The organism is Erythrobacter sp. HA7-11 (assembly GCF_055693605.1).
Map to the genome: position 1 here is coordinate 1,836,580 of NZ_JBVFUF010000002.1, position 19,825 is coordinate 1,856,404.

The window sequence follows — 19,825 nt, forward strand, 5'->3', positions numbered from 1 at the left end:
ACGCTTAGTTTGGCATGAGGTCGCTCGCAAGCAGTCCTTCGCGCGCGGTTCGCGCATGTCCGACAGTGCCGAGCATCAATGTGCCTTCGATCAATGTGAGCAGATAGCGCGCTCCGCCCTTGGGATCGGGATCATCTTCGGGCATTTGCGTTTCGAGCCAGTCGAGAAGCTTATTCATCATCGTCTCGGCAGCCTCCTTATAGCCAGCGACACCGCGCGCCGCGCCGGCAACGATTTCCCACCACAATGTCATGAACGGTTGCACTTCCGGCTGACGTCCATAGGCGAGGATCCGCGCGACACAGTCTTGCCGCGTCTTTGCCCGCTCATCGCCGACTGCCGCCTCAAGCGCGGCGGAATAGACTTGCGCAATATACTCGAGCACATCGGTGATCAGCGCCTCCTTATTACCAAAATGGTAAATGAGCATTCGGTCGCTTGTGCCCGCAGCCTTGGCTAAAGGCCGCAAGCTCGCCTCGCCCAAACCGTGCTGGAGAATGTGATTGGCGAGCGCCGGAAGCAGGCTTTCGCGCGAAAGTGTGGCTTTTGACATTTTCCGCTTGTAGCAATCGCTACAAGTCGCTACAAGCCCTTGTAGCAGTCGCTACACTATAGGAGGACTTGGAGGATGAATACGATCGAAATGCTATGGATCGCGGTCACTGCGGGCGGCGTCATCGCCTTCCTGACCGTCCTGTTGACCCCGCGCGAATCCGGTAGCGCAATCTTTGCAGCCATGCTCGCAGGCGCGTTTGGCGCCTTCACTGCTGTGCAAATCTGGCAAGAAGGCGTGATCGCCTTCTTCATCAATCACACGCAGAATCTCACCGGTCTGCAAGTCTGGTGGGATTTGGTTATGTGCGTGATTATCGCATTATTCTTCATCGCACCGCGCGCTCGCAAAGCCGGTATGAATGTGCCATTTTGGTTCGTATTATCAGGCCTCACCGCCAGCATCGGCCTGCTCGCCATGTGTGCGCGGCTGTTCTGGCTGGAGCATCAGGCCGCGCACGAAACTGGAGAATTTGCAAAGGCCTAGGCTTGTCTGCATCGCCCTGATTGCGATAGCGCTTTCAGGCGATGCAACCGCTCCCTCCTGAAAATACGAGTCTCCATTTGCGCGATCCCTGGCTGGCGAGCCTTGGCATCGTATTTCTCTTCGCCGCTATCGGTTTGGTCAGGCTTGGCGTCCCCAGCGCGCCTTATTTTGACGAGGTTCATTACCTGCCAGCGGCAAAGGCCATCCTGTCAGACGGCAGCTATCTCAATCGCGAGCACCCGCTGCTGGGCAAGCAATTGATCGCGCTGGGCATCGCGCTGCTCGGCGACAACCCTGTCGGTTGGCGCATTATGTCGATTGTCGCGGGCACAATCGCGCTGTTCGCCGCGATGCGCGCGCTGTGGCACGCCAGCCATGATCATTTCGCGACGCTTTCTTATGGTCTTCTGCTCGCGACAGGGTTTCACCTATTGGTGCATTCGCAGATCGCCATGCTCGACGTGTTCATGGCCGCGTTTTTGAGCCTCGCCGCATGGCAATTCGCCGCAGCTGTCCGGGAGCCCGAGCGCGGGCGATTGCGCCTCGCGTTGACCGGCATCGCACTCGGCCTTGCGATGGCGTCCAAATGGAACGCGGTTCCGATTGCGATCTTGCCAGGCCTCACATTCTTCATTGTCAGACTGTCGGCAGGCCGCCGGCATTTGATCACCAGCAGTCGCGGCGCGCCAGTGCCCGGTGTCTCGCTCGCCGAGGCATTTCTGTGGCTTGGGATCGTCCCTCTCATCGCCTACGCCATGACCTATTGGCCGGCCTATGATTGGCTCAATTCTCCCTTGGCTGAAAAGGGCATCTTCGGTCTGCACCGCGAGATGATCGAGCTGCAAGGGTCAGTCAAATCCCCGCACCCCTACCAGAGCACTTGGGATCAATGGATGCTCAACACGCGCAGCATCTGGTACCTCTACGAATTCACCGATGGAGCGCAGCGCGGGGTGATGCTGATCGGCAATCCGCTCACGATGCTGCTCGGCCTGATAGCGCTAGTGTGGTGCGCGGTCGGCGGAGTTTTGCGCAGCGATTGGGCGAAGATCGCAGTCGTGCTGGGCTATGGCGTCAGCCTCGGTCTGTGGCTGATCGCGCCCAAGCCGGTGCAGTTCTACTACCACTATTTCGCGCCAAGCTTTTTCCTGCTCGCGGCGCTGGCGCTGATGCTGAGCGATGTGGTCAAGACACGCTTTAAATGGTGGGTCTATGGGTCGCTCGCGGGAAGCGCGCTCATCTTCGCGCTGTTCTTCCCGATTTTGACGGCGGCGGCATTGGACGGGCCCAGAGACTTCTCCCGCTGGGTTTGGATGGAAGGCTGGCTCTAATTCTTTTCCGCACGCTATCCAGCGTGCGAAATCCTCGCTCGTACGATCAAAGATCGCATCGCTGCGGGCGGCTGGTCAGCCTTGCGGATGCTACGCATCCGGGTCTCTCCTCTTTTTCGCCTAGAGTTAGAACCGCCCCCAAACAAAGCGGCTCGATAGAGCGTAGTTCCACACCGCACCGATCACGATTCCCGCCAGCGCGGCGAGCGCCCAAAACGCGCCTCGGCTCTCGAGGAAAGTCGCCACCGCGACATTGGCAAAAGCACCTACCGCGCAGGTCGCGCAGAACCCTGCCCAGCCGCGCAACACAGCGCCCCACCCTTTGAGGCGCTTGTCCGCATAGGTCAGCCAATTGTTGAGCCAGAAGTTGAAGCTCATCGCGACAAACACCGCTACGCCTTGCGCGAGCGCGAATGTCTTTCCCAAACCGAAGAGGATCGCGCCCAGAACCACCATGTGCACCAGCACGCCGAGCGCGCCAACTGTGCCGAAAAGCGCGAACCGGGTCGGGATCACGCGGCCGATGGTTTTGTCGTAGATTCCGGCCAGAAAATCGAACAGGATGGCGCGGTCGAGCTTGCTCTTCCCTGCCCTGCGGCGCGCAAATTTGAGCGGAAACTCTTTGACGTTCAACGGCTTGTCGGAAGTCGCGAGCAGATCGAGCAGAATCTTGAAGCCAATCCCGGAGAGTCGCGGCGCCAGTGCTCTCGCCACATCGGTGCGGAGCAGAAAGTACCCGCTCATCGGATCGGTAAGGGCCACTCTGGTCATGCGGCGGGCCAGCGCATTGGCAAAGCCGGACAGCCGCTCCCGCGCGGGCTCTTCCCATCGATCAACGCTCGCCCCCGCCATAAACCGCGATGCAACCGCCACATCGGCCTCACCCTTGCGAACCGCCTCGAGCATGTCGCGCAGCAAAGCGGGATCGTGTTGATGATCGGCGTCCATCACGGCGACGAAGGGCGCAGCGGTCGCGCAAAACCCCTCAATCGTGGCGCTCGCAAGCCCACGCCGCCCGATGCGCTGGATCACGCGAATGCGGCTGTCAGTCAGCGCGAGCGCGCGCGCCTCGTCAGCCGTGCCATCTTCGCTGTTGTCGTCGACGATCAGCGCTTCCCAACCCTCTGCCCCCAAAGCCTCCGCGATGCGGTCGATCAATGGGGTGAGATTGCCGCGCTCGTTAAAGGTCGGAAGGATGATCGCGAGTTCGAGAGGCTGACCCATGGCGGCGCGTGTTTAGCAGCCTTCAGAGCCGCTCGATAATCGCGCTGCCGATTTCCTCGCAGCCGTGTTCACCGCCGAGATCGGCTCCGCGAATCCCGTCAGCGAGCGCTTTGGCCACCGCATCTTCGACCCGCAAGGCTTCATCTTCGCGGCCAAAGGAGTGGCGCAGCATCATCGCAACCGACAGCACGGTCGCCATCGGGTTAGCCTTGCCCTGCCCGGCAATATCAGGCGCGCTGCCGTGGATCGGTTCATAGAGGCCGAAAATGCCGTGCTCGGTCTTTCGCTCACCGATAGAGGCGCTGGGCAGTAATCCAATCGAACCGACCGCTGCGCTTGCCAGATCCGACAGGATGTCACCGAACAGGTTGCCGGTGAGGATCACGCCGAATTGCGACGGTCTGCTGATGATTTGCATCGCGGCATTATCGACATACATGTGCTCCAGCTCGATATCGGGGTGCGGGCCTGCCGCCTCTTTCACCGTATCGCGCCAGACCTGGCTGGTTTCGAGAACATTGGCCTTGTCGACATTGGTGACACCTTTGCCAGCCGCCCGCGCCGCGCGAAAGGCGACGCGCGCGATCCGGCTCACTTCGGTCGCGTTATAGGACATCATGTCCCAGCCCTCACGGCTGCCATCGAGCGCAACGCGTTCGCCCTTCTCGCCGAAATAGACATCGCCGGTCAGCTCGCGCACGATCAAAAGGTCGAGCGTTTTTGCGATCTCGGGTTGCAAGGGCGAAAGATGTTCCAATCCGGCGAACACCTTGGCCGGACGCAAGTTCGCGAACAGATCAAGCTCCTTGCGCAGGCCCAGGATCGCCTGCTCGGGTCGCAAGTGCCGCTCCAGCGCGTCACATTCAGGATCACCCACGGCGCCGAACAGCACTGCATCCGATCCGCGCGCGATTTGCAGGGTCTCTTCGGGCAGAGGCATGCCGTGGCGTTTGTAGGCAATGCCGCCGACATCACCTTCGAACAATGTGAGGCCAGGCAGCTTCAGGCTCTCGAGCACGCGCACCGCCTCGCGTGTGACTTCCGGTCCGATCCCGTCGCCCGGCAAAATGGCAATCTTCATGCTCGCCCCTCAGCTGATCATGCGGGCGAGCCGTTCGCCCAATAAGGTTCGTGCGGACATAACATCGCGGTCACGCTCGGCAAGAAGGTAACGCTCGATCGTACCGGTGCAATGCCCGAAATTGCGCGAATTGCGCGGGCAGATCACCTGAAAGATCGGGCTTTGCCCCGCCATAGCCAAGCTCGCGCAGCAGCATCGCTTCATAGGTGATGAGAGCAGACAGCCACCCGCGCGCGGACGGTGCATGGCACACGGCATCGAGCACACCGGACAGCGCCTGATAGAGACCGGGATAGGAATTGCGCTCGGGTAGACTGCTGGCGGTGAGCGCGCAAACCCATGTGATTGCAGCGGCAGGCAAGGGTTCGGTCATCCAAGGCCCACGGCTTTGCGCAAGCTCCACCCGCGCAAACGGCAATTGGCTGTCGGACTTGGCGCGCAGCTCAATCTCGACCGAATTGCCCGGAATCATCACCGGGCGTAATTTGCGTCCGCGCCCACCTGCGACATAGCCGGCGGCGAGGCCGTATTCTTCGGTAAGGAACCGCGCGATGGACGCGCTTTCTCCATGCGCCCGAGATGCGACGAGAATGGCAGGGGCGCGCAGCTGCATCGGCTGCTCGCTTGCTTACTTGCCGGAGAGCTTGGCTTCCAGCTCGGCGATGCGGGCTTCGAGCGCTTCGTTTTGCTCGCGCGCTTTTTGCGCCATCAGCTTGACCGTTTCAAACTCTTCGCGGCTGACAAAATCGACGCCGCCAAGCGCTTCACGCATGCGTTCACGCGCGCTCTCACGCGCCTCACGCGTCATGCCGGCCATGGTGCCAGCGGCGCTGTTTGCGAGTTTGACGAAGTCGGCGATGATCGGGTTTTCGCTTTGCATGGTTGCTATGTGGCGATCCGGTGCAGTGAGGGCAAGTGAAATTGCGCCCTCCCGCGCTTCACATCCGCCCTACAACTCGATCCGCTGCGCCGCAGCCGCATCAGACTGATCGCCGCCATCGGGATTTTCGACCAGAAACTGATAGTTAAGCGCCGTCGCAAACAGCACCCATGCCAAATAAGGCAGCAGCAGCAGGCCCGCTGCCCGGCGCACCCGCCAGAACGCCCAGATGACAATCACCAGCGTCACCGCGACGAGGCCGATCACAATTAGGCCGCCCGTGATATTCTGGCCGCCAAAGAAAGTCGGCGTCCATGCGAGGTTCAAGGCAAAGTGGATCGCGAACAGGACCAGAGCGAGACCGCGCCCTCTTGCTCCCCATGCGCTCGCCACCAGTGCGACCGATATCCCGATCATGACGTAGAGGATCGTCCACACGATCCCGAATGCCGCCGGAGGCGGGAAAATGCTGGGCTTGGTGAGGTTCTGGAACCATGCGGTATCAGGCCCACCCAATTGCCCGGCGAGAAAGCCGAGCAAGACCGTGAGAGGAACCAGAAAAAGTGCCCAGCGCAAGAAGCTCGCGCGCAGCTGCGCTTTGGAAGCCAGAAAAGTCATTCAGTCCCTCAACTTTGACTGGCTGCGATCGGTTCCCGATCATCGCCGCCACAATTTCGACATTAAGACGTCAGTGCCGCGGCGATACACAAACCGGCAGTTAAGGCCAATCGCATCACCCTATTTGAAGGGCAGATCGTCGGGGAGAACAGGGCGCACACGCAATGAACGCACAAAAAAACGCATAAAGCATGCGACATGCACGATTTCTTTTGATAGCCTCGCCACATTCTTGCCGTGATTCGTGGGCGCTGTGCGGTAAGGAAAGTGGAGTGGAGCGCCCCACCCTAGAGGGAATATTCAATGCAAAAGACCAAACTCGCCACCATGCTGGCAGTTGCAGGCGGCCTTTCGGTCGCAACCGCTGCATGTTCGGCTCCAGCTGACGAAGCAGGCACCGATGCAGATGCGACATCTTTGAGCGCTTGTGAAGCCGCTGAAGAAGTAGCTTGTGCAGCTTGTGAAGCTGCTGAAGAAGTAGCTTGTGCTGCTGAAGGCTGCTGTGCAGCTGCTGGTTGTGCTGCTGAAGGTTGCTGTGCAGCCGCTTGCTGTGCAGCTGCATGTTGCGCCGCTGCTGAATAATTCAGCCTAGCAAGACAAAAAAGGCCGATGGCAACGTGGTTGCCGTCGGCTTTTTTGTTTCTTAAGTCAGCATCATGACTCCGATCGAAGCCGCTCAGACCGTCATCGAAACCATCACGCAGATGGCGGGCGAACAGCGTCCATTGATGACGCGCGTTCTACCAGAGCAAGACGTGCATTTCTGGAAGCACTATCCGCCCAAAGATGCGCGCGATGCCAAGACCAAGTCACGCTGGTATTATCATGTCCACGCGCCGGGCAACCGCGATCCGGGCGAGCATGGCCATTTCCACCTGTTCCTGCACCGCGATCAACTGATCACGGGTACAAAGCCTTCGGTGATGCCTCCCGAAGGAGAGAATGCGAAGGCGCATGTGACTCACCTGGTGGCGCTGTCGATCGACACAAACGGCATCCCGATGTCTTGGTTCACCACAAACCGCTTCGTCACCAACGAATTTCTCTACCCCGCCGATGTGATGATCCGGCACTTGCCGCTCTACAATGTCGACAAGACGCGAGAGGATGATCTGGTCAATCGCTTGGTGACGGCGATGGTCGCGCTTTATCGTGACGAGATCGCGGAGCTGCTGCGCCAACGCGACGAGCGTCAGGCTGAGCTGGTCGCGGAGCATGGCAAAAAGGGTTATGAGAAAGATTGCGGCGTTGAGGTTCTGAGCTCCATCCCGATTGATCTGGACGAGAAGATCAGCAGTTTGGATTTGGAGTGATTCTTTGTTTTCCGCAGTCACATCCGTGACTGCAATTTCCTCGCTCCGCGCTCACTACGGGCGGGCGTGCGCCCTTGCGGGCCTTCGGCCTAAGCTCCGCGACTAAGCCAGCTAGTTTCTGATAGCGCTCACCAAAAACTCGACATTCCCTTGCGGTCCGGTGATCGGGCTTTCGACGATGCCCTGCACTCCCCAGCCGCCGCTTTCCAGCCATTCGCGCACTTCGCCGCAAACACGTTCATGCAGCACAGGATCGCGCACCACTCCGCCCTTGCCAACTTCATCGCGCGCAACTTCAAACTGCGGTTTAATCAGCGCAACGAGCTGGCACTCAGATTCAGCGAGTTGCAGGGGCCGCTCGAGCACCTTGGCGAGACTGATAAAACTCGCATCGCACACCACCCACGTCACCGGTTGGTCGATATGCTCATGCGTCAGCACCCGCGCGCTTGTCTGCTCATGCACGGTGACGCGCTCGTCCTGGCGCAGCTTCCACGCGAGCTGATTGGTCCCACTATCCACCGCAAAGACATGCGCCGCGCCCTTGCTCAGGAGCACATCGGTGAAGCCTCCGGTGGACGAGCCAACATCCATCGCAACAACACCAGCCGGATCAAGATCGAAGTGGTCGATTGCATGCGCCAGCTTGATCCCGCCGCGGCTGACCCAGGGATGATCGCGCCCGCGCACTTCGAGTGCGGCGTCTTCGGCAATCTGCTGCCCCGGCTTATCGACCTTCTGCTCGCCGACGAAAACCACGCCCGCCATCACCAGCGCCTGAGCTCGCGTCCGGCTTTCGGCAAGGCCGAGTTCGACCAGCAGGTGATCGACGCGGCGCCTCGCCGGCTTTGCTGAGGATTTCGGTGAATTTCCCATAGACGCATAAGCCGTTAGCGCGCATTGAAGCGGCATGAAAGCAATGACCTGCAAAGCCGCCTCCCTTTCGCTTCTGATGCTCACCGCTTGCGCATGTGTACCCTCGTCCACGCCGCCGGTGGCCGAGACGTCAACGCCGCAACCTGTCGTTGTCGCACCAGCTTCCACACCTACGCCGACACCGGTTGCAACGATCGCCGCGCCGCAAGTCGACTACTATCTCGATGCTCCTCAGACCGAGGGCACCTGGAGCTATGGTGCGGACCCGGACGAGACACTCGCTTTCTTCGCGCAGCGCGGCACGGAGAATGCAGCGCCGTTTATTATCCGCTGCAGCGTGAGCGCGCGCGAGGTCTGGCTTGGTAGGCGCGGAGCGAACGGCTCGACGCAGATGCGGATTACGACGGAAACGACTGCTCGCTCGATGACGGCTGAACCGGTGCCGGGCCAGCGCGACTTAGTGGCAGTTCGGCTGCGCAGCTCGGATCCACTGCTCGACGCGATGGCGATCACCAAGGGGCGTTTTGCGGTCGAGACGGCAGGCCTGCCGACGCTCTACCTTCCGGCCTGGGCCGAGGTCACACGCGTGATCGAAGATTGTAGGTGAGTTGGTTTAGCCGGCTCAATTTGCTCTAAGCCGCAAAAAACCATTCTGACGTGGGATAAGTTTTTTACAAGACTTGTTTTCGCGTCCCGAACGACTCAAATTGGCAACTGAGTTCAGCGGCGAACGCAGTACTCGGCCCCCAGTGAAACGGCAGGGTCTTGGCTTAATAGCGCGAAAGGAGGTGATCCGATGTCTCATGGTTCAGTAGCGAGGTCGGTGAAGATCCCTACGGAGCATATTCGGTAATTTCCCACGCGGAAACAGATGCCGAGTAAGGCTACGTGAGCGGCACTTCCAGTCGCTGACCATGAAAGGGCTGAACCTCCTACGGGCGAGGTTCAGCCCTTTTCATATCAGAAAGCGAATTGTCTATGTTGAAGCGATTTTATCCTTGGCTGGCAGTCCTGCTTATTCTTGGAGTTGTCACCGCGATCTTTGGGGCACTTCTGCCGGGTCCATTGCAATATGTGGCGATGACAGTTGGGTGTTTCCTTATTGGATTGGCCTTGATCATATCGTTCCAGCCGCGATCCTGTGGCCATGGATTGGTTACGATGCGAGGAATGGTCTGTTATCCATGGGTGCTAAAGACCTGCCCGAAGTGTGCGACCAAGGTTTATTGACCTGATCAGTCTTGCCCTTGCAGTGAGTCCGATTTATCCGCACGCGCATGCAATTCGAGACCATCCCTCACCCCTCGCCCACCAATGACGCCGCACGCGAAGCGGCGATTGCCGATCCCGGTTTCGGCACAGTTTTTACCGACCACATGGCAATTATCGATTACGACGAGGGCGTTGAAGGTTCAGTGGGGGGCGGCTGGCATTCAGCACGCATCGGCCCGCGTGAGCCGATCGCGCTCGACCCGGCAGCCAGCGTCCTGCACTACGCGCAAGAAATCTTCGAAGGGATGAAGGCCTACCGGCTGGCAGACGGCTCGATGGCGCTGTTCCGTCCTGAAGAGAACGCGCGCCGCTTCAACGCCAGCGCGCGCCGCATGGCGATGCCGGAACTGCCCGAAGCATTGTTTCTCGAAGCGGTTCGCCAAGTCGTCTCCGCAGACGCGAACTGGTTTCCCGGCGTTGAAGGTGGCTCGCTCTACATCCGCCCCTTCATGTTCGCGACCGAAGCCTTCCTAGGCGTGCGCCCGGCCAAGCAATACAAATTCCTCGTGATCCTCAGCGCGGCTGGCAATTACTTCAAGTCAGGCGCGCCAGCGGTCAGCATCTGGCAATCGGAATACACCCGCGCGGCCCCCGGCGGCACCGGCGCTGCCAAAACGGGCGGCAATTACGCAGCGAGCCTTGTGCCCACTGGCGAGGCGTTCAAGCGCGGACACGACCAGGTGCTTTTCCTAGACGCGGTCGAGACGAAATGGGTCGAAGAGCTGGGCGGAATGAACCTGTTCTTCGTGATGCGCAATGGCCGCGTGATCACGCCGCCGCTCACGGGCACAATCCTGCCTGGCATCACGCGAGAGAGCTTGATCACATTGCTGCGCGAAGAAGGTCGCGACGTGCGCGAAGAGCCCTACTCCATCGACCAATGGCGCGACGATGCGGCAAGCGGCGATCTGGTTGAAGTGATGGCTTGCGGCACAGCGGCTGTTGTGACACCGGTCGGCAAGGTCGGCAGCGCAGATGGCGAATTCGTAATCGGCAATGGCGGACCGGGCGAACTGACCAGCAAAATCCGCGCAAAATTGGTCGGCATTCAGCGCGGCAGCGTAGACGACACGCATGGCTGGGTGAAGCGGATCTAAGCAATCGTGAGCACCTCCAAAACCGAAATCCAGGTCGCAGCGCTCTATAACTTCGCGCCGTTTGACGATCCCGCAGCCCTGCAAGCGCCTCTGCAGGCCGTTTGCGACGAGTTCAGCATTCGCGGCACGATCCTGCTCGCACCAGAGGGTGTGAATGGCACAATCGCCGGTTCGTCAGAAGGCATTGCGGCAGTGCTCGATCACATCCGCACCCTGCCCGGCTGCGCTGAGTTCGATGTCAAATACTCGCACGCAGACGAAATGCCGTTCAACCGCATGAAAGTGCGGCTCAAGCGCGAAATCGTCACCATGGGCGAGCCGGGCATTGATCCGCGCGCGAGCGTCGGGCGCTATGTCGATCCCAACGATTGGAATGCGCTGATCAGCGATCCCGACACCATCGTGATCGACACACGCAACGATTATGAAGTCGCCATCGGCCAGTTTGAAGGCGCGGTCGATCCTGAAACCGCGAGCTTCCGCGACTTCCCCAAGTGGTTCCGCAATCACCGCGAAGATCTGCTATCGGGCAAGAAGAAGGTCGCGATGTATTGCACCGGCGGCATTCGCTGCGAAAAGTCGACCAGCTTCCTGCGGTCCGAGGGGATTGACGAGGTCTATCACCTCAAAGGCGGCATCTTGAAATATCTCGAAACCGTGCCCGAGGAAGACAGCAAGTGGCACGGCGAATGCTTCGTCTTCGATCAGCGCGTCGCGGTGAAGCACGGACTCGAGCTCGGTTCCTATGGCCAATGCTTTGCTTGCCGCATGCCGTTAAGCGAAGAAGAAATGGCCTCGCCCGAATACGCGCCGGGCATCAGCTGCCCGCATTGCATCGACACCCGCGACGAGGCGCAGCGCGCGCGCTATGCCGAACGACAGAAGCAGCAGCAGCTCGCCAAACAGCGCGGCGAAGCGCATGTGGGTGCGACGGTTGAAGGCTCGAGACGCGCGGACGATGGCACGCTTCCCGATGGCTCTTGGGAGCAAAACTTTCCGGGCGGATTGCTTGGCGACGAGGACCAAGAGCGCGCGTGAGCGATCTCCCGATCCTCTATTCCTTTCGGCGCTGTCCCTATGCGATGCGCGCGCGAATGGGGCTCTGGATCGCAGGCGTCACCGTCGAATTGCGCGAGGTGAAACTCGCGAACAAACCGCCTGAATTGATCCACGCTTCGCCCAAGGCGACCGTGCCGGTGCTGGACTTCCGCGACGGATCGGTGATTGAGGAAAGCATCGCGATCATGCGCTGGGCGCTTCATCAAAACGATCCCGAGGTCTGGCTGAGCGGGGATGATTTCCCGCTGATCGAGCGTAATGATGGCGAATTCAAGCACCATTTGGATCGCTACAAATACCCCACGCGTTACCCCGACGAGACAAAAGGCGATGAAAGCGCATTCCGCGAGCATCATCGCATGGCAGGTCTCGCGATCCTGACAGAATTGGATGAACGCCTCGCAGGGCAAAAACAGCTGTGCGGAGACAAGCGATCGCTGGCCGACATCGCGCTGTTCCCGTTCATCCGTCAATTCGCCAACACTGATCGTGCTTGGTTCGATGCGCAGGATTTGCCCGATCTTCAAGCGTGGCTCGAAGGGCATCTTTCCTCGGATTTGTTCAAGGCAATCATGCCCAAAATCACACCGTGGAAGGCGGGCGATGAAGCGATCGCCTTCGGGCCAGCAACAGCCTGATCCCAATAATCTTTATTTAATCAGGTTGCGCTATAGGGACGGCATGAAGGCGCTTGCCCCCTCTTTCTCTGTCTCGGTCGATACCGAGCGCCGCGAGGTGCATTTTGCAGCGAGCGGCCTATGGGACATGGAAGTTCTCGCCGATTTTTCGCGCGAATTGCTGAGCAGTGCCAAACCGCTTTTCAGAGACGAAAGGCCCATGCGCGTGTTTGGCGATCTGACCGGCTTTGTGACGCAAAAACGCGAAGTCGCTGAGGGAATTGGCATTGTAATGCGCGAATCCGCCAAGATGGGTATGGACCGCACGGCCTTGCTGTCAGACTCTATGCTCGCTGCAATGCAATACAAGCGCCTGAACGAAGGTGTTATGACCGAAGTTTTTGAGGACAAGGCCGACGCCGTGGCGTGGCTGCGCGCGCCCGCTTAACGGGCGGCGCAATTCGCCAATTGCTCGCGAAACCTGTCGATGAACCAGCTTGCGGCGGGTCCAGGGCGCGCATCGCGCCGCCAAAGCGCGCTTAAGGGATAAGTATCGCCAGGCTTTTCAGGCAGGTCGAGCTCGACCAGCCGCCCTTCCGCTACGTCGGCAGCGATCATGTGCGAGGGCATATTGCCCCAACCCAGCCCCTCTTTCAGCAGCGCGTGTTTCGCCGCAAGATCCCCCAAGCGCCACGTCTGCGGGCTGAGCACGGAAAACTCGCGCCCCTCCGTCATGGGTGAGCGATCCGACAGCACCAATTGCAAATGCTTGCGGCTTTCTCCCGGCGGGATGTCTGGTCCGGCAAGCGGATGCGAAGGCGCGGCCACCGGGACCAGTTCAACACCGCCGATGACTTGCCGCTCGAATGCAGGATTGTCGCCGATGACCGGACCGCCAATCGCGAGATCGGCTTCCTCACCGATCAGGCAGGCTGCGACCGCGCCCAATCCCTCCACCTGAAGCCGAAGGGCGACGGTGGGAAACATAGTACGGAATTCGCGCAAGACTTTGGCCGTCACATCCCCCGGCACCATCACATCGAGCACTAGGCCGAGCGAGCTTTCCAGCCCCGCATGAAGACTTCTTGCCTTCGCGAGCAACGCGTCCGTGTCATCGGCGATGGCCCGCGCCTCTGCCAGCAAGCCCGCCCCCGCCTCAGTGAGGACCGGTTTGCGTGATCCCTCTCGGTTGAACAAAATCACGGCCAACTGAGCTTCCAGTTGCGCGATGCCATAACTGATCGCGGAAACCGCGCGGCCCATTTCCCGCGCCGCCGCGCCGAAGCTGCCGCGTTCTGCGACCGCGATAAAAATGCGCAGCTGATCGAGTGTTGGTTCGCCAAGTCTCATGACAGACCATATGTTCGGATATTCTGAACATTTTGACAAGTTTTATCGCACTTATCTGTCAATCAGTTCACGCTTATCTCCTTCTCAACACAGACACGAATGAGGAGATTTTTCATGATTGAACTTCGTCCATTTGAAAGCCTCGGCTCCGCCAATCACGGATGGCTCGACGCGCATCACCACTTTTCCTTCGCCAGCTATCACGATCCTGAGCGGGTCAATTGGGGCAGCCTTCGCGTCTGGAATGATGACACCATCGAAGCGGGCACCGGCTTTCCAACTCACCCTCACCAGGACATGGAAATCATCACCTATGTCCGCAAAGGTGCGATCACTCACACCGACAGCATGGGCAATGAAGGCCGCACCGAAGCGGGCGACGTCCAGGTGATGAGCGCAGGCACTGGCGTGCAGCACTCGGAATACAATCGCGAAGACGAGGACACCCAAATCTTCCAAATCTGGATCATCCCCGAAGAGCGCGGCGGTGAGCCGAGCTGGGGCGCTGCGCCGTTCCCCAAGGGTGACCGTGCAGGCAAGTTCGTGACTTTGGCGAGCGGGTCTTCGAACGACAACGATGCCCTCCCCATCCGCACCGACGCCAGGGTTTTGGGCGCCACGATCAAAGCTGGTGAAAGCGTGACTTACGACATCACGGACGCCTCGCGCCATCTCTACCTCGTGCCCGCCACGGGCAAGGTCCGGGTGGAAGAGGTTGAAGCCAAAGCGCGCGACGGCGTCGCGATAACTCAGCGCGACAGCGTGACCATCACCGCTCTTGAAGACAGCGAAATCGTGATGGTGGACGCTGCCTGATAATTCCGGGGCCAGCCGGATCAAACGGCTGGCTCCATCATTAAGCTATTGAACCCCTTACAAAACGAAAGATATTCCTATGACAAACATCCTTCACATTTCCGCCAGCATCAATGGTGCCGCATCGACCAGCCGTAAACTCGGTGACAAGCTCGCAAAAGGCCTCGCTGCCAAGCACGGCATGGATATTGTAGAGCGTGATCTTGCAGCCAACGACCCTCCGCTGATCGATGCGCTGCGCTTTGAAGCGAACAACACCGCGCCAGAAGAACGTAACACCGCACAGAGCGAATTGGCGCAGATCGCCGACGAACTGATCGAAGAGCTGCGCGGCGCAGACGTGATCGTGATGAGCGTACCGATCTACAATTTCAGCGTGCCCGCCAGCGTTAAGGCATGGGCCGACCTGGTCGCGCGCGCCGGTACGACCTTCAAATACACCGAGAACGGCCCAGAAGGGCTGCTGACAGGCAAGAAGGCTTATATCACGGCGTCATCCGGCGGCGTTCCGGTCGGCAGCGAAGTCGACCTCATGACCAAATGGCTTGAGCATTTCCTCGGTTTCCTCGGTATCCCCACCGAAGAAATCGTCGCCGCTGATGGCATCATGGGCGAAAACGCCGATCAGAAGATTGCTGATGCGGAAGCCAAAGTGGATCAGCTGATCAGCTGATCGCTGACAGCGTCACCTGTTGCAGGAGAATCAAAATGAACACTCAAGCTCAAGACACTCTCGCCCTCGTCGCCCGGTTGTTGCTGGCGGCCCTCTTTATCCTCGCTGGCGTCAACAAGATCGGCGGCATGGAAGGAACCGTCGGGTATATCAGCTCGGTCGGACTGCCGATGCCGGAGCTGGTCTATTACGCGACCGTCGCGATTGAGATCATCGGCGGACTGATGCTCGCAGTAGGCTTCAAGGCGCGATATGCTGCCGGTGCGCTCGGCATCTTCTCGTTCCTGACGGCTGTGATCTTTCACAACGATTTTGCGCAGCAGACCGAGATGACAGCGTTTCTGAAGAATCTTGCGATTGCAGGCGGCATGTTTGCTGTCGCTGCCTTTGGGCCGGGCCGCTTCTCAATCGATCGCGGCTAAACCTTAGCGACCCAATTGGACGTGTCGGAAAGAGAGTTCAGCTTTCCGGCACGTTTTCTTTGAGCTCTTCCAGCCAAACATCGGCAACCGCATCAGATGGCGCGCGCCAATCGCCGCGTGGCGAAAGAGCACCCATAGAGCTGACCTTTGGCCCATTAGGCAGCGCGCTGCGCTTGAATTGCGAGAAGCCGAAAAAGCGGCGCAGAAATCCTTCTAGCCACTTGGTCAACACGCCAAGATCGTATTCGTTTTTGCGGGTCTCTGGGAAACCGGCGGGCCATTTGCCCGCTTTGGCATCGCGCCACGCATGGTAGGCGAGGAACGCGATCTTCGATGGCTTCTGGCCATACCGGATCGTGTGGTGAAGGAAGAAGTCGTTAAGCTCATACGGGCCGATGCGTTCTTCCGTGCTCTGAATCGCACCGTCCTCTCCTGCAGGGACGAGCTCGGGCGAGATTTCCGTGTCGAGGATAGCGCCCAGCACCTCGCTGCACACTGGCAGGAACTGCTCCGTCGCGATGGTCCAGCGGATCAGGTACTGGATCAGCGTCTTCGGCACGCCAGCGTTCACGCCGTAATGGCTCATATGGTCGCCCACGCCATAGGTGCACCAGCCGAGCGCCAGCTCTGACAAATCGCCCGTTCCGACGACAAAACCGCTGTGCTGCCCTGCCAGTCGGAAGAGATAGTCGGTGCGCAGGCCCGCCTGCACATTCTCGAATGTCACATCGTAGACAGGCTCACCATCGGCAAAGGGATGCTTCATGTCCTCAAGCATGCGCGTTGCCGCTGGCTTGATATCGATCTCCTCCGCGGTGATCTCCATCGCCTCCATCAGCTTCCACGCATTGGACTTGGTATCCTCGGACGTTGCAAAGCCGGGCATGGTGTAACCGCGGATCGCCGTGCGCGGTATGCCGAGGCGGTCGCAGGCCTTGGCCGCAACGATCAGCGCATGGGTGGAATCGAGCCCGCCCGAAATGCCGATGATCAAGCTCTTTGCCTTGGTCGCTGTGATGCGGCGCATCAGGGCATCGACCTGAATGTTGAACGCTTCGTAGCAATCCTCATCCAGCGTGTGCTGGTTGTTGGGCACGAAGGGGAAACGCCGGATCGGGCGGATCAAGCCGACATCGCGAGGCGCTCCATTCGCTGCCCCTGCATGCTCGAACACAACGCGGCGGAAATGATCCTCTGGCCGGTCATGCGCTTCTGCGGCATCGGCAAAGGTCTGGTTGCGCGTCCGCTCTGACTGGATGCGCTGCGTGTCGATATCGACGAGGCACAATTCCGGCTCGAGATCAAAGCGTGTGCTCTCGGCCATCAGCTCGCCCAGCTCGTAAATGACGCCCTGTCCGTCCCATGCGAGATCGGTGGTGCTCTCCCCGTGGCCGCTGGCGGAATAGACGTAGGAGCAGATCGAGCGCGCAGACGAACTGCGGCAGTGCAGATGGCGATCATCGGCGCGGCCAATCGTGATCGGTGAAGCAGACAGATTGCACAGGATCAGCGCGCCAGCGAGCGCCGCCAAGGTGCCGGGCGGATTGGGCGCCCAGAAATCTTCGCAAATCTCGACGCCGAACGTGAAGCCGGGGAGATTGCCAGCGGCAAAGACCAGGTCCGTGCCGAACGGCACCTCTTCGCCGTTCACCCCGATCCACAAATCCTGACAATCGCGGCCATGCGCGAAATAGCGCTTCTCATAGAATTCGCGGTAGTTGGGCAGATAACTCTTCGGGATCACGCCAAGCAATTCGCCGCCCGCGATCACGACCGCGCAATTGTAGATCTTGTCGCCGCGTTTGAGCGGCGCGCCGATCACAAGCACAGGCGACACATCGTCTGAGGCTTCGACCACCTCAGCGATTGCTTCTTCGACCCGCGCCAGCATTGTCTGCTGAAGGTGCAAATCATCAATCGCATAGGAAGACAGGCACAGCTCTGGGTAGACGACCAGATCGACCGATTGCTCGTGCGCCTTCTTCGCCTCCGCGATCACGCCTGCTGTGTTGTAGGCGACGTCCGCCGGACGGGTGCACGGCGTGGCGGTCGCCACGCGCACAAACCCATGCGTGTGGAGGTCATAAAATCGGTGCGTTTCTTGGCCCATAGCCGACTATTGCTCCCTCTGCTTCAAGCAGCCTCTAGCGGGGAATTCGCTGACTTCCTAGGCCGCGAGCAATTCAGCAGCTTCCGGGCTTTCCTCCAGCAGGTAGAGAAGACCGCGCTCATGGCGCGTAAGATAGCGCGTTGCGCGGGGCATTTGCAGGGTTTCGCGCCACTCATCCCACCCGTTTTCGCGTGAGAGAATGTCGATCACAGCCGGGTGGATATAGCTGTTACGCGCAACTGTCGGCGTGTTGCCCAGCTTCTCCGAAACCTCATCAAGTACCATGCTGATGGTGGGTCGTTCGCTCGCCTGCGCCAGCATGGAAAAAGCAAGCACGCTCGCGTGCCATGTGCGGAAACTCTTGGCCGAGAACTGCTCGCCCATCACGCCGCGAAGGTAGTCGTTCACGTCGCTGCTGCCGATCGGTTGGCGCTGCCCATGATCGTCGTAATACTGGAACAGGTGATGCCCCGGCACATCGCGGGCATCCTCGACCGCACGCGCAAGCGCTTCATCCTCAAGTGTGATGCTGCGCTCTTTCCCGCCTTTTCCGGTGTAGCAAAGCTCAATTTTGCTGCCCGTTATCGTCGCGTGGCGATCCCGCAGTGTAGAGGCACCAAACGACCGGTTTTTCTTCTTGTAGATCTCGTTGCCGATGCGCACGAAACCCATGTCGAGCAGCCGGACAACCGCAGCGAGCACGCGTGAGCGCGTCGCCGTCGCCCCTTCAATATCAGCCTCAACCTGTTTGCGGATTTGGGGGAGCCCCTTTCCGAATTCGGCGCAGCGATCAAACTTTTCCGCCTCCCGCAAAGTGCGAAAATCGGGGTGATAGCGATATTGCTTGCGCCGCCTGTCGTCATATCCGGTCGCGAGGATGTGACCATTCGCTGCGGGGCAGAACCATGCATCGCGATAGGCTGGCGGCAAGGCGACTGCGTTGAGGCGCGCGCGCTCCTTGCGATCCCGGATCAACTCACCTGCAGGCGTGTAATAAGCAAAGCCGCGCCCCGCGCCCTTGCGCGTAATGCCCGGCAGGCTGTCATCGACATAGATCAGCTTTTCCATCGCAAACACAAACGCGTCACCGCGTCGCTTGTTTCCCGCTTGCGCTCGTAACTTCGATCCCCCACCTCACGAATAACACAGCATATCCCGCGCAAGAGGAGCAATTATTCATGGCCGATCCGACTTATACCCCGCCCGCCATATGGACCTATGACGCCGAAAATGGTGGCCGGTTTGCGAGCATCAACAGGCCGACTGCTGGCGCGCGCGAAACCAAAGCACTGCCCGAAGGCGAAAATCCGTTTCAGCTCTATTCGTTGGCGACGCCAAACGGCGTGAAGGCAACGATCATGTTTGAAGAACTGCTGGAGCTGGGTCACACAGGCGCGGAATACGACGCCTATACGATCAATATCGGCGAAGGCGTCCAATTCACCAGCGGCTTCGTCGATATCAACCCAAACTCGAAGATCCCAGCCCTGCTAGACAAGAGCGGCGACACTCCGATTCGCGTGTTCGAATCCGCAGCGATACTGGTGCATTTGGCCGAGAAATTCGGCGAGTTCCTGCCAACCGATCCCGCTGCCCGCGCTGAAACCATGAGCTGGTTGTTCTGGCAGGTCGGAACCGGGCCGTTCATCGGTGGCGGATTTGGCCATTTCTACGCCTATGCGCCGGAGAAATATGAATATCCGATCAACCGCTACGCGATGGAAACAAAGCGGATTTTCGACGTCGCCGACAAGCGCCTCGGCGAAAGTCGTTTCCTTGCAGGCGATGAATACACGATCGCCGATATCGCCAATTTCCCGTGGCTTGCGCCCTTCGTGAATGGCAATATCTACAATGATGCCAAAACCTTCCTGTCGATCGACGAATACAAGAATGTCGCGCGCTGGGTCGAAGAAATCTCTTCCCGGTCCGGCGTGAAGCGCGGACGCATCGTCAACAAGACGTGGGGCGAGGAAAACGAACAATTGCTGGAGCGCCATTCCGCCGCCGATTTTGAGGGCAAAGCGGTCTAATTGCCCAGCGGATA

The 19,825-nt window shown here is 59.5% G+C and carries 23 protein-coding genes; 13 read left to right on the forward strand and 10 right to left on the reverse strand.

Annotated elements, in window-relative coordinates:
- Nucleotides 1-4 precede the first annotated feature (4 nt).
- Nucleotides 5-553: a TetR/AcrR family transcriptional regulator gene (locus tag ACZ1GU_RS09460; protein WP_472647758.1), complete on the reverse strand. Its 549-nt coding sequence runs from the start codon at nucleotides 551-553 to the stop codon at nucleotides 5-7.
- Between the two features lie 75 nt (nucleotides 554-628).
- Here ACZ1GU_RS09460 and ACZ1GU_RS09465 point away from each other — a divergent pair, with 75 nt between their 5' ends.
- Both ACZ1GU_RS09465 and ACZ1GU_RS09470 read left to right on the forward strand, forming a co-directional pair.
- The gene (locus ACZ1GU_RS09465) at nucleotides 629-1,039 is read left to right on the forward strand and encodes a hypothetical protein (protein ID WP_472647759.1); all 411 of its coding nucleotides are present in this window, start codon (nucleotides 629-631) and stop codon (nucleotides 1,037-1,039) included.
- A 77-nt stretch (nucleotides 1,040-1,116) separates the two neighbouring features.
- Nucleotides 1,117-2,370: a phospholipid carrier-dependent glycosyltransferase gene (locus ACZ1GU_RS09470; RefSeq protein WP_472647760.1), complete on the forward strand. Its 1,254-nt coding sequence runs from the start codon at nucleotides 1,117-1,119 to the stop codon at nucleotides 2,368-2,370.
- A gap of 126 nt (nucleotides 2,371-2,496) precedes the next feature.
- On the opposite strand, the gene ACZ1GU_RS09475 is transcribed toward ACZ1GU_RS09470, so the two are convergent.
- From ACZ1GU_RS09475 to ACZ1GU_RS09495, 5 genes are all read right to left on the reverse strand, one after another.
- On the reverse strand, nucleotides 2,497-3,594 hold the full coding sequence (locus ACZ1GU_RS09475; protein WP_472647761.1) for a glycosyltransferase: 1,098 nt from the start codon (nucleotides 3,592-3,594) through the stop codon (nucleotides 2,497-2,499).
- 22 nt (nucleotides 3,595-3,616) lie between these two features.
- A complete protein-coding gene (gene leuB, locus ACZ1GU_RS09480) occupies nucleotides 3,617-4,675 on the reverse strand; it encodes a 3-isopropylmalate dehydrogenase (protein WP_472647762.1) in 1,059 nt (352 codons plus the stop codon).
- Between the two features lie 70 nt (nucleotides 4,676-4,745).
- Nucleotides 4,746-5,288, reverse strand: a complete 543-nt coding sequence (recO, locus tag ACZ1GU_RS09485) for a DNA repair protein RecO (RefSeq protein WP_472647763.1) — start codon at nucleotides 5,286-5,288, stop codon at nucleotides 4,746-4,748.
- A 15-nt stretch (nucleotides 5,289-5,303) separates the two neighbouring features.
- Entirely contained in the window at nucleotides 5,304-5,555 is a 252-nt protein-coding gene (locus tag ACZ1GU_RS09490) for an accessory factor UbiK family protein (RefSeq protein ID WP_472647764.1), read from the reverse strand.
- A gap of 69 nt (nucleotides 5,556-5,624) precedes the next feature.
- Nucleotides 5,625-6,173 (reverse strand): TspO/MBR family protein, encoded by a 549-nt coding sequence (locus ACZ1GU_RS09495; RefSeq protein WP_472647765.1) that lies wholly within the window; start codon nucleotides 6,171-6,173, stop codon nucleotides 5,625-5,627.
- A gap of 303 nt (nucleotides 6,174-6,476) precedes the next feature.
- Between ACZ1GU_RS09495 and ACZ1GU_RS09500 the strand changes: the two genes are divergently transcribed.
- Nucleotides 6,477-6,755, forward strand: a complete 279-nt coding sequence (locus tag ACZ1GU_RS09500) for a hypothetical protein (protein WP_472647766.1) — start codon at nucleotides 6,477-6,479, stop codon at nucleotides 6,753-6,755.
- A 74-nt stretch (nucleotides 6,756-6,829) separates the two neighbouring features.
- Entirely contained in the window at nucleotides 6,830-7,486 is a 657-nt protein-coding gene (locus ACZ1GU_RS09505) for a DUF6969 family protein (protein ID WP_472647767.1), read from the forward strand.
- Between the two features lie 111 nt (nucleotides 7,487-7,597).
- Here ACZ1GU_RS09505 and ACZ1GU_RS09510 read toward each other — a convergent pair whose 3' ends face one another.
- Nucleotides 7,598-8,362: a TlyA family RNA methyltransferase gene (locus ACZ1GU_RS09510; protein WP_472647768.1), complete on the reverse strand. Its 765-nt coding sequence runs from the start codon at nucleotides 8,360-8,362 to the stop codon at nucleotides 7,598-7,600.
- A 43-nt stretch (nucleotides 8,363-8,405) separates the two neighbouring features.
- Here ACZ1GU_RS09510 and ACZ1GU_RS09515 point away from each other — a divergent pair, with 43 nt between their 5' ends.
- The 5 genes from ACZ1GU_RS09515 (at nucleotide 8,406) to ACZ1GU_RS09535 (ending at nucleotide 12,855) form a co-directional block, all read left to right on the forward strand.
- Entirely contained in the window at nucleotides 8,406-8,969 is a 564-nt protein-coding gene (locus tag ACZ1GU_RS09515) for a hypothetical protein (RefSeq protein ID WP_472647769.1), read from the forward strand.
- Between the two features lie 670 nt (nucleotides 8,970-9,639).
- Nucleotides 9,640-10,731 carry a branched-chain amino acid aminotransferase gene (locus tag ACZ1GU_RS09520; RefSeq protein ID WP_472647770.1) on the forward strand — a complete coding sequence of 364 codons (1,092 nt, stop codon included), beginning with the start codon at nucleotides 9,640-9,642 and terminating at the stop codon, nucleotides 10,729-10,731.
- Nucleotides 10,732-10,737: 6 nt separating this feature from the next.
- Nucleotides 10,738-11,769, forward strand: a complete 1,032-nt coding sequence (trhO, locus tag ACZ1GU_RS09525; RefSeq protein ID WP_472647771.1) for an oxygen-dependent tRNA uridine(34) hydroxylase TrhO — start codon at nucleotides 10,738-10,740, stop codon at nucleotides 11,767-11,769.
- Nucleotides 11,766-12,428 (forward strand): glutathione S-transferase, encoded by a 663-nt coding sequence (locus ACZ1GU_RS09530; RefSeq protein WP_472647772.1) that lies wholly within the window; start codon nucleotides 11,766-11,768, stop codon nucleotides 12,426-12,428. The genes trhO and ACZ1GU_RS09530 overlap by 4 nt, the downstream gene beginning before the upstream one ends.
- A 43-nt stretch (nucleotides 12,429-12,471) precedes the next feature.
- Nucleotides 12,472-12,855, forward strand: coding sequence for a hypothetical protein (locus ACZ1GU_RS09535; protein WP_472647773.1), 384 nt, complete (start codon nucleotides 12,472-12,474; stop codon nucleotides 12,853-12,855).
- On the opposite strand, the gene ACZ1GU_RS09540 is transcribed toward ACZ1GU_RS09535, so the two are convergent.
- Nucleotides 12,852-13,757: a LysR family transcriptional regulator gene (locus tag ACZ1GU_RS09540; RefSeq protein ID WP_472647774.1), complete on the reverse strand. Its 906-nt coding sequence runs from the start codon at nucleotides 13,755-13,757 to the stop codon at nucleotides 12,852-12,854. The two genes, ACZ1GU_RS09535 and ACZ1GU_RS09540, sit on opposite strands and share 4 nt — an antisense overlap.
- A 114-nt stretch (nucleotides 13,758-13,871) precedes the next feature.
- On the opposite strand from ACZ1GU_RS09540, the gene ACZ1GU_RS09545 reads away from it, so the two are divergent.
- The 3 genes from ACZ1GU_RS09545 (at nucleotide 13,872) to ACZ1GU_RS09555 (ending at nucleotide 15,668) form a co-directional block, all read left to right on the forward strand.
- The gene (locus ACZ1GU_RS09545) at nucleotides 13,872-14,573 is read left to right on the forward strand and encodes a pirin family protein (RefSeq protein WP_472647775.1); all 702 of its coding nucleotides are present in this window, start codon (nucleotides 13,872-13,874) and stop codon (nucleotides 14,571-14,573) included.
- Nucleotides 14,574-14,652: 79 nt separating this feature from the next.
- Nucleotides 14,653-15,246, forward strand: a complete 594-nt coding sequence (locus ACZ1GU_RS09550; RefSeq protein WP_472647776.1) for an FMN-dependent NADH-azoreductase — start codon at nucleotides 14,653-14,655, stop codon at nucleotides 15,244-15,246.
- Nucleotides 15,247-15,281: 35 nt separating this feature from the next.
- Nucleotides 15,282-15,668 carry a DoxX family protein gene (locus ACZ1GU_RS09555; protein ID WP_472647777.1) on the forward strand — a complete coding sequence of 129 codons (387 nt, stop codon included), beginning with the start codon at nucleotides 15,282-15,284 and terminating at the stop codon, nucleotides 15,666-15,668.
- A gap of 37 nt (nucleotides 15,669-15,705) precedes the next feature.
- Here the strand turns inward: ACZ1GU_RS09555 and ACZ1GU_RS09560 are convergent, their stop codons facing one another.
- Together ACZ1GU_RS09560 and ACZ1GU_RS09565 are read right to left on the reverse strand one after the other, a co-directional pair.
- Complete coding sequence (locus ACZ1GU_RS09560; RefSeq protein ID WP_472647778.1) at nucleotides 15,706-17,778, reverse strand: NAD(+) synthase; 2,073 nt, start codon at nucleotides 17,776-17,778, stop codon at nucleotides 15,706-15,708.
- A gap of 57 nt (nucleotides 17,779-17,835) precedes the next feature.
- Nucleotides 17,836-18,846 (reverse strand): DNA topoisomerase IB, encoded by a 1,011-nt coding sequence (locus tag ACZ1GU_RS09565; RefSeq protein WP_472647779.1) that lies wholly within the window; start codon nucleotides 18,844-18,846, stop codon nucleotides 17,836-17,838.
- Between the two features lie 110 nt (nucleotides 18,847-18,956).
- Here ACZ1GU_RS09565 and yghU point away from each other — a divergent pair, with 110 nt between their 5' ends.
- Nucleotides 18,957-19,811: a glutathione-dependent disulfide-bond oxidoreductase gene (gene yghU / locus ACZ1GU_RS09570; RefSeq protein WP_472647780.1), complete on the forward strand. Its 855-nt coding sequence runs from the start codon at nucleotides 18,957-18,959 to the stop codon at nucleotides 19,809-19,811.
- Nucleotides 19,812-19,825 lie beyond the last annotated feature (14 nt).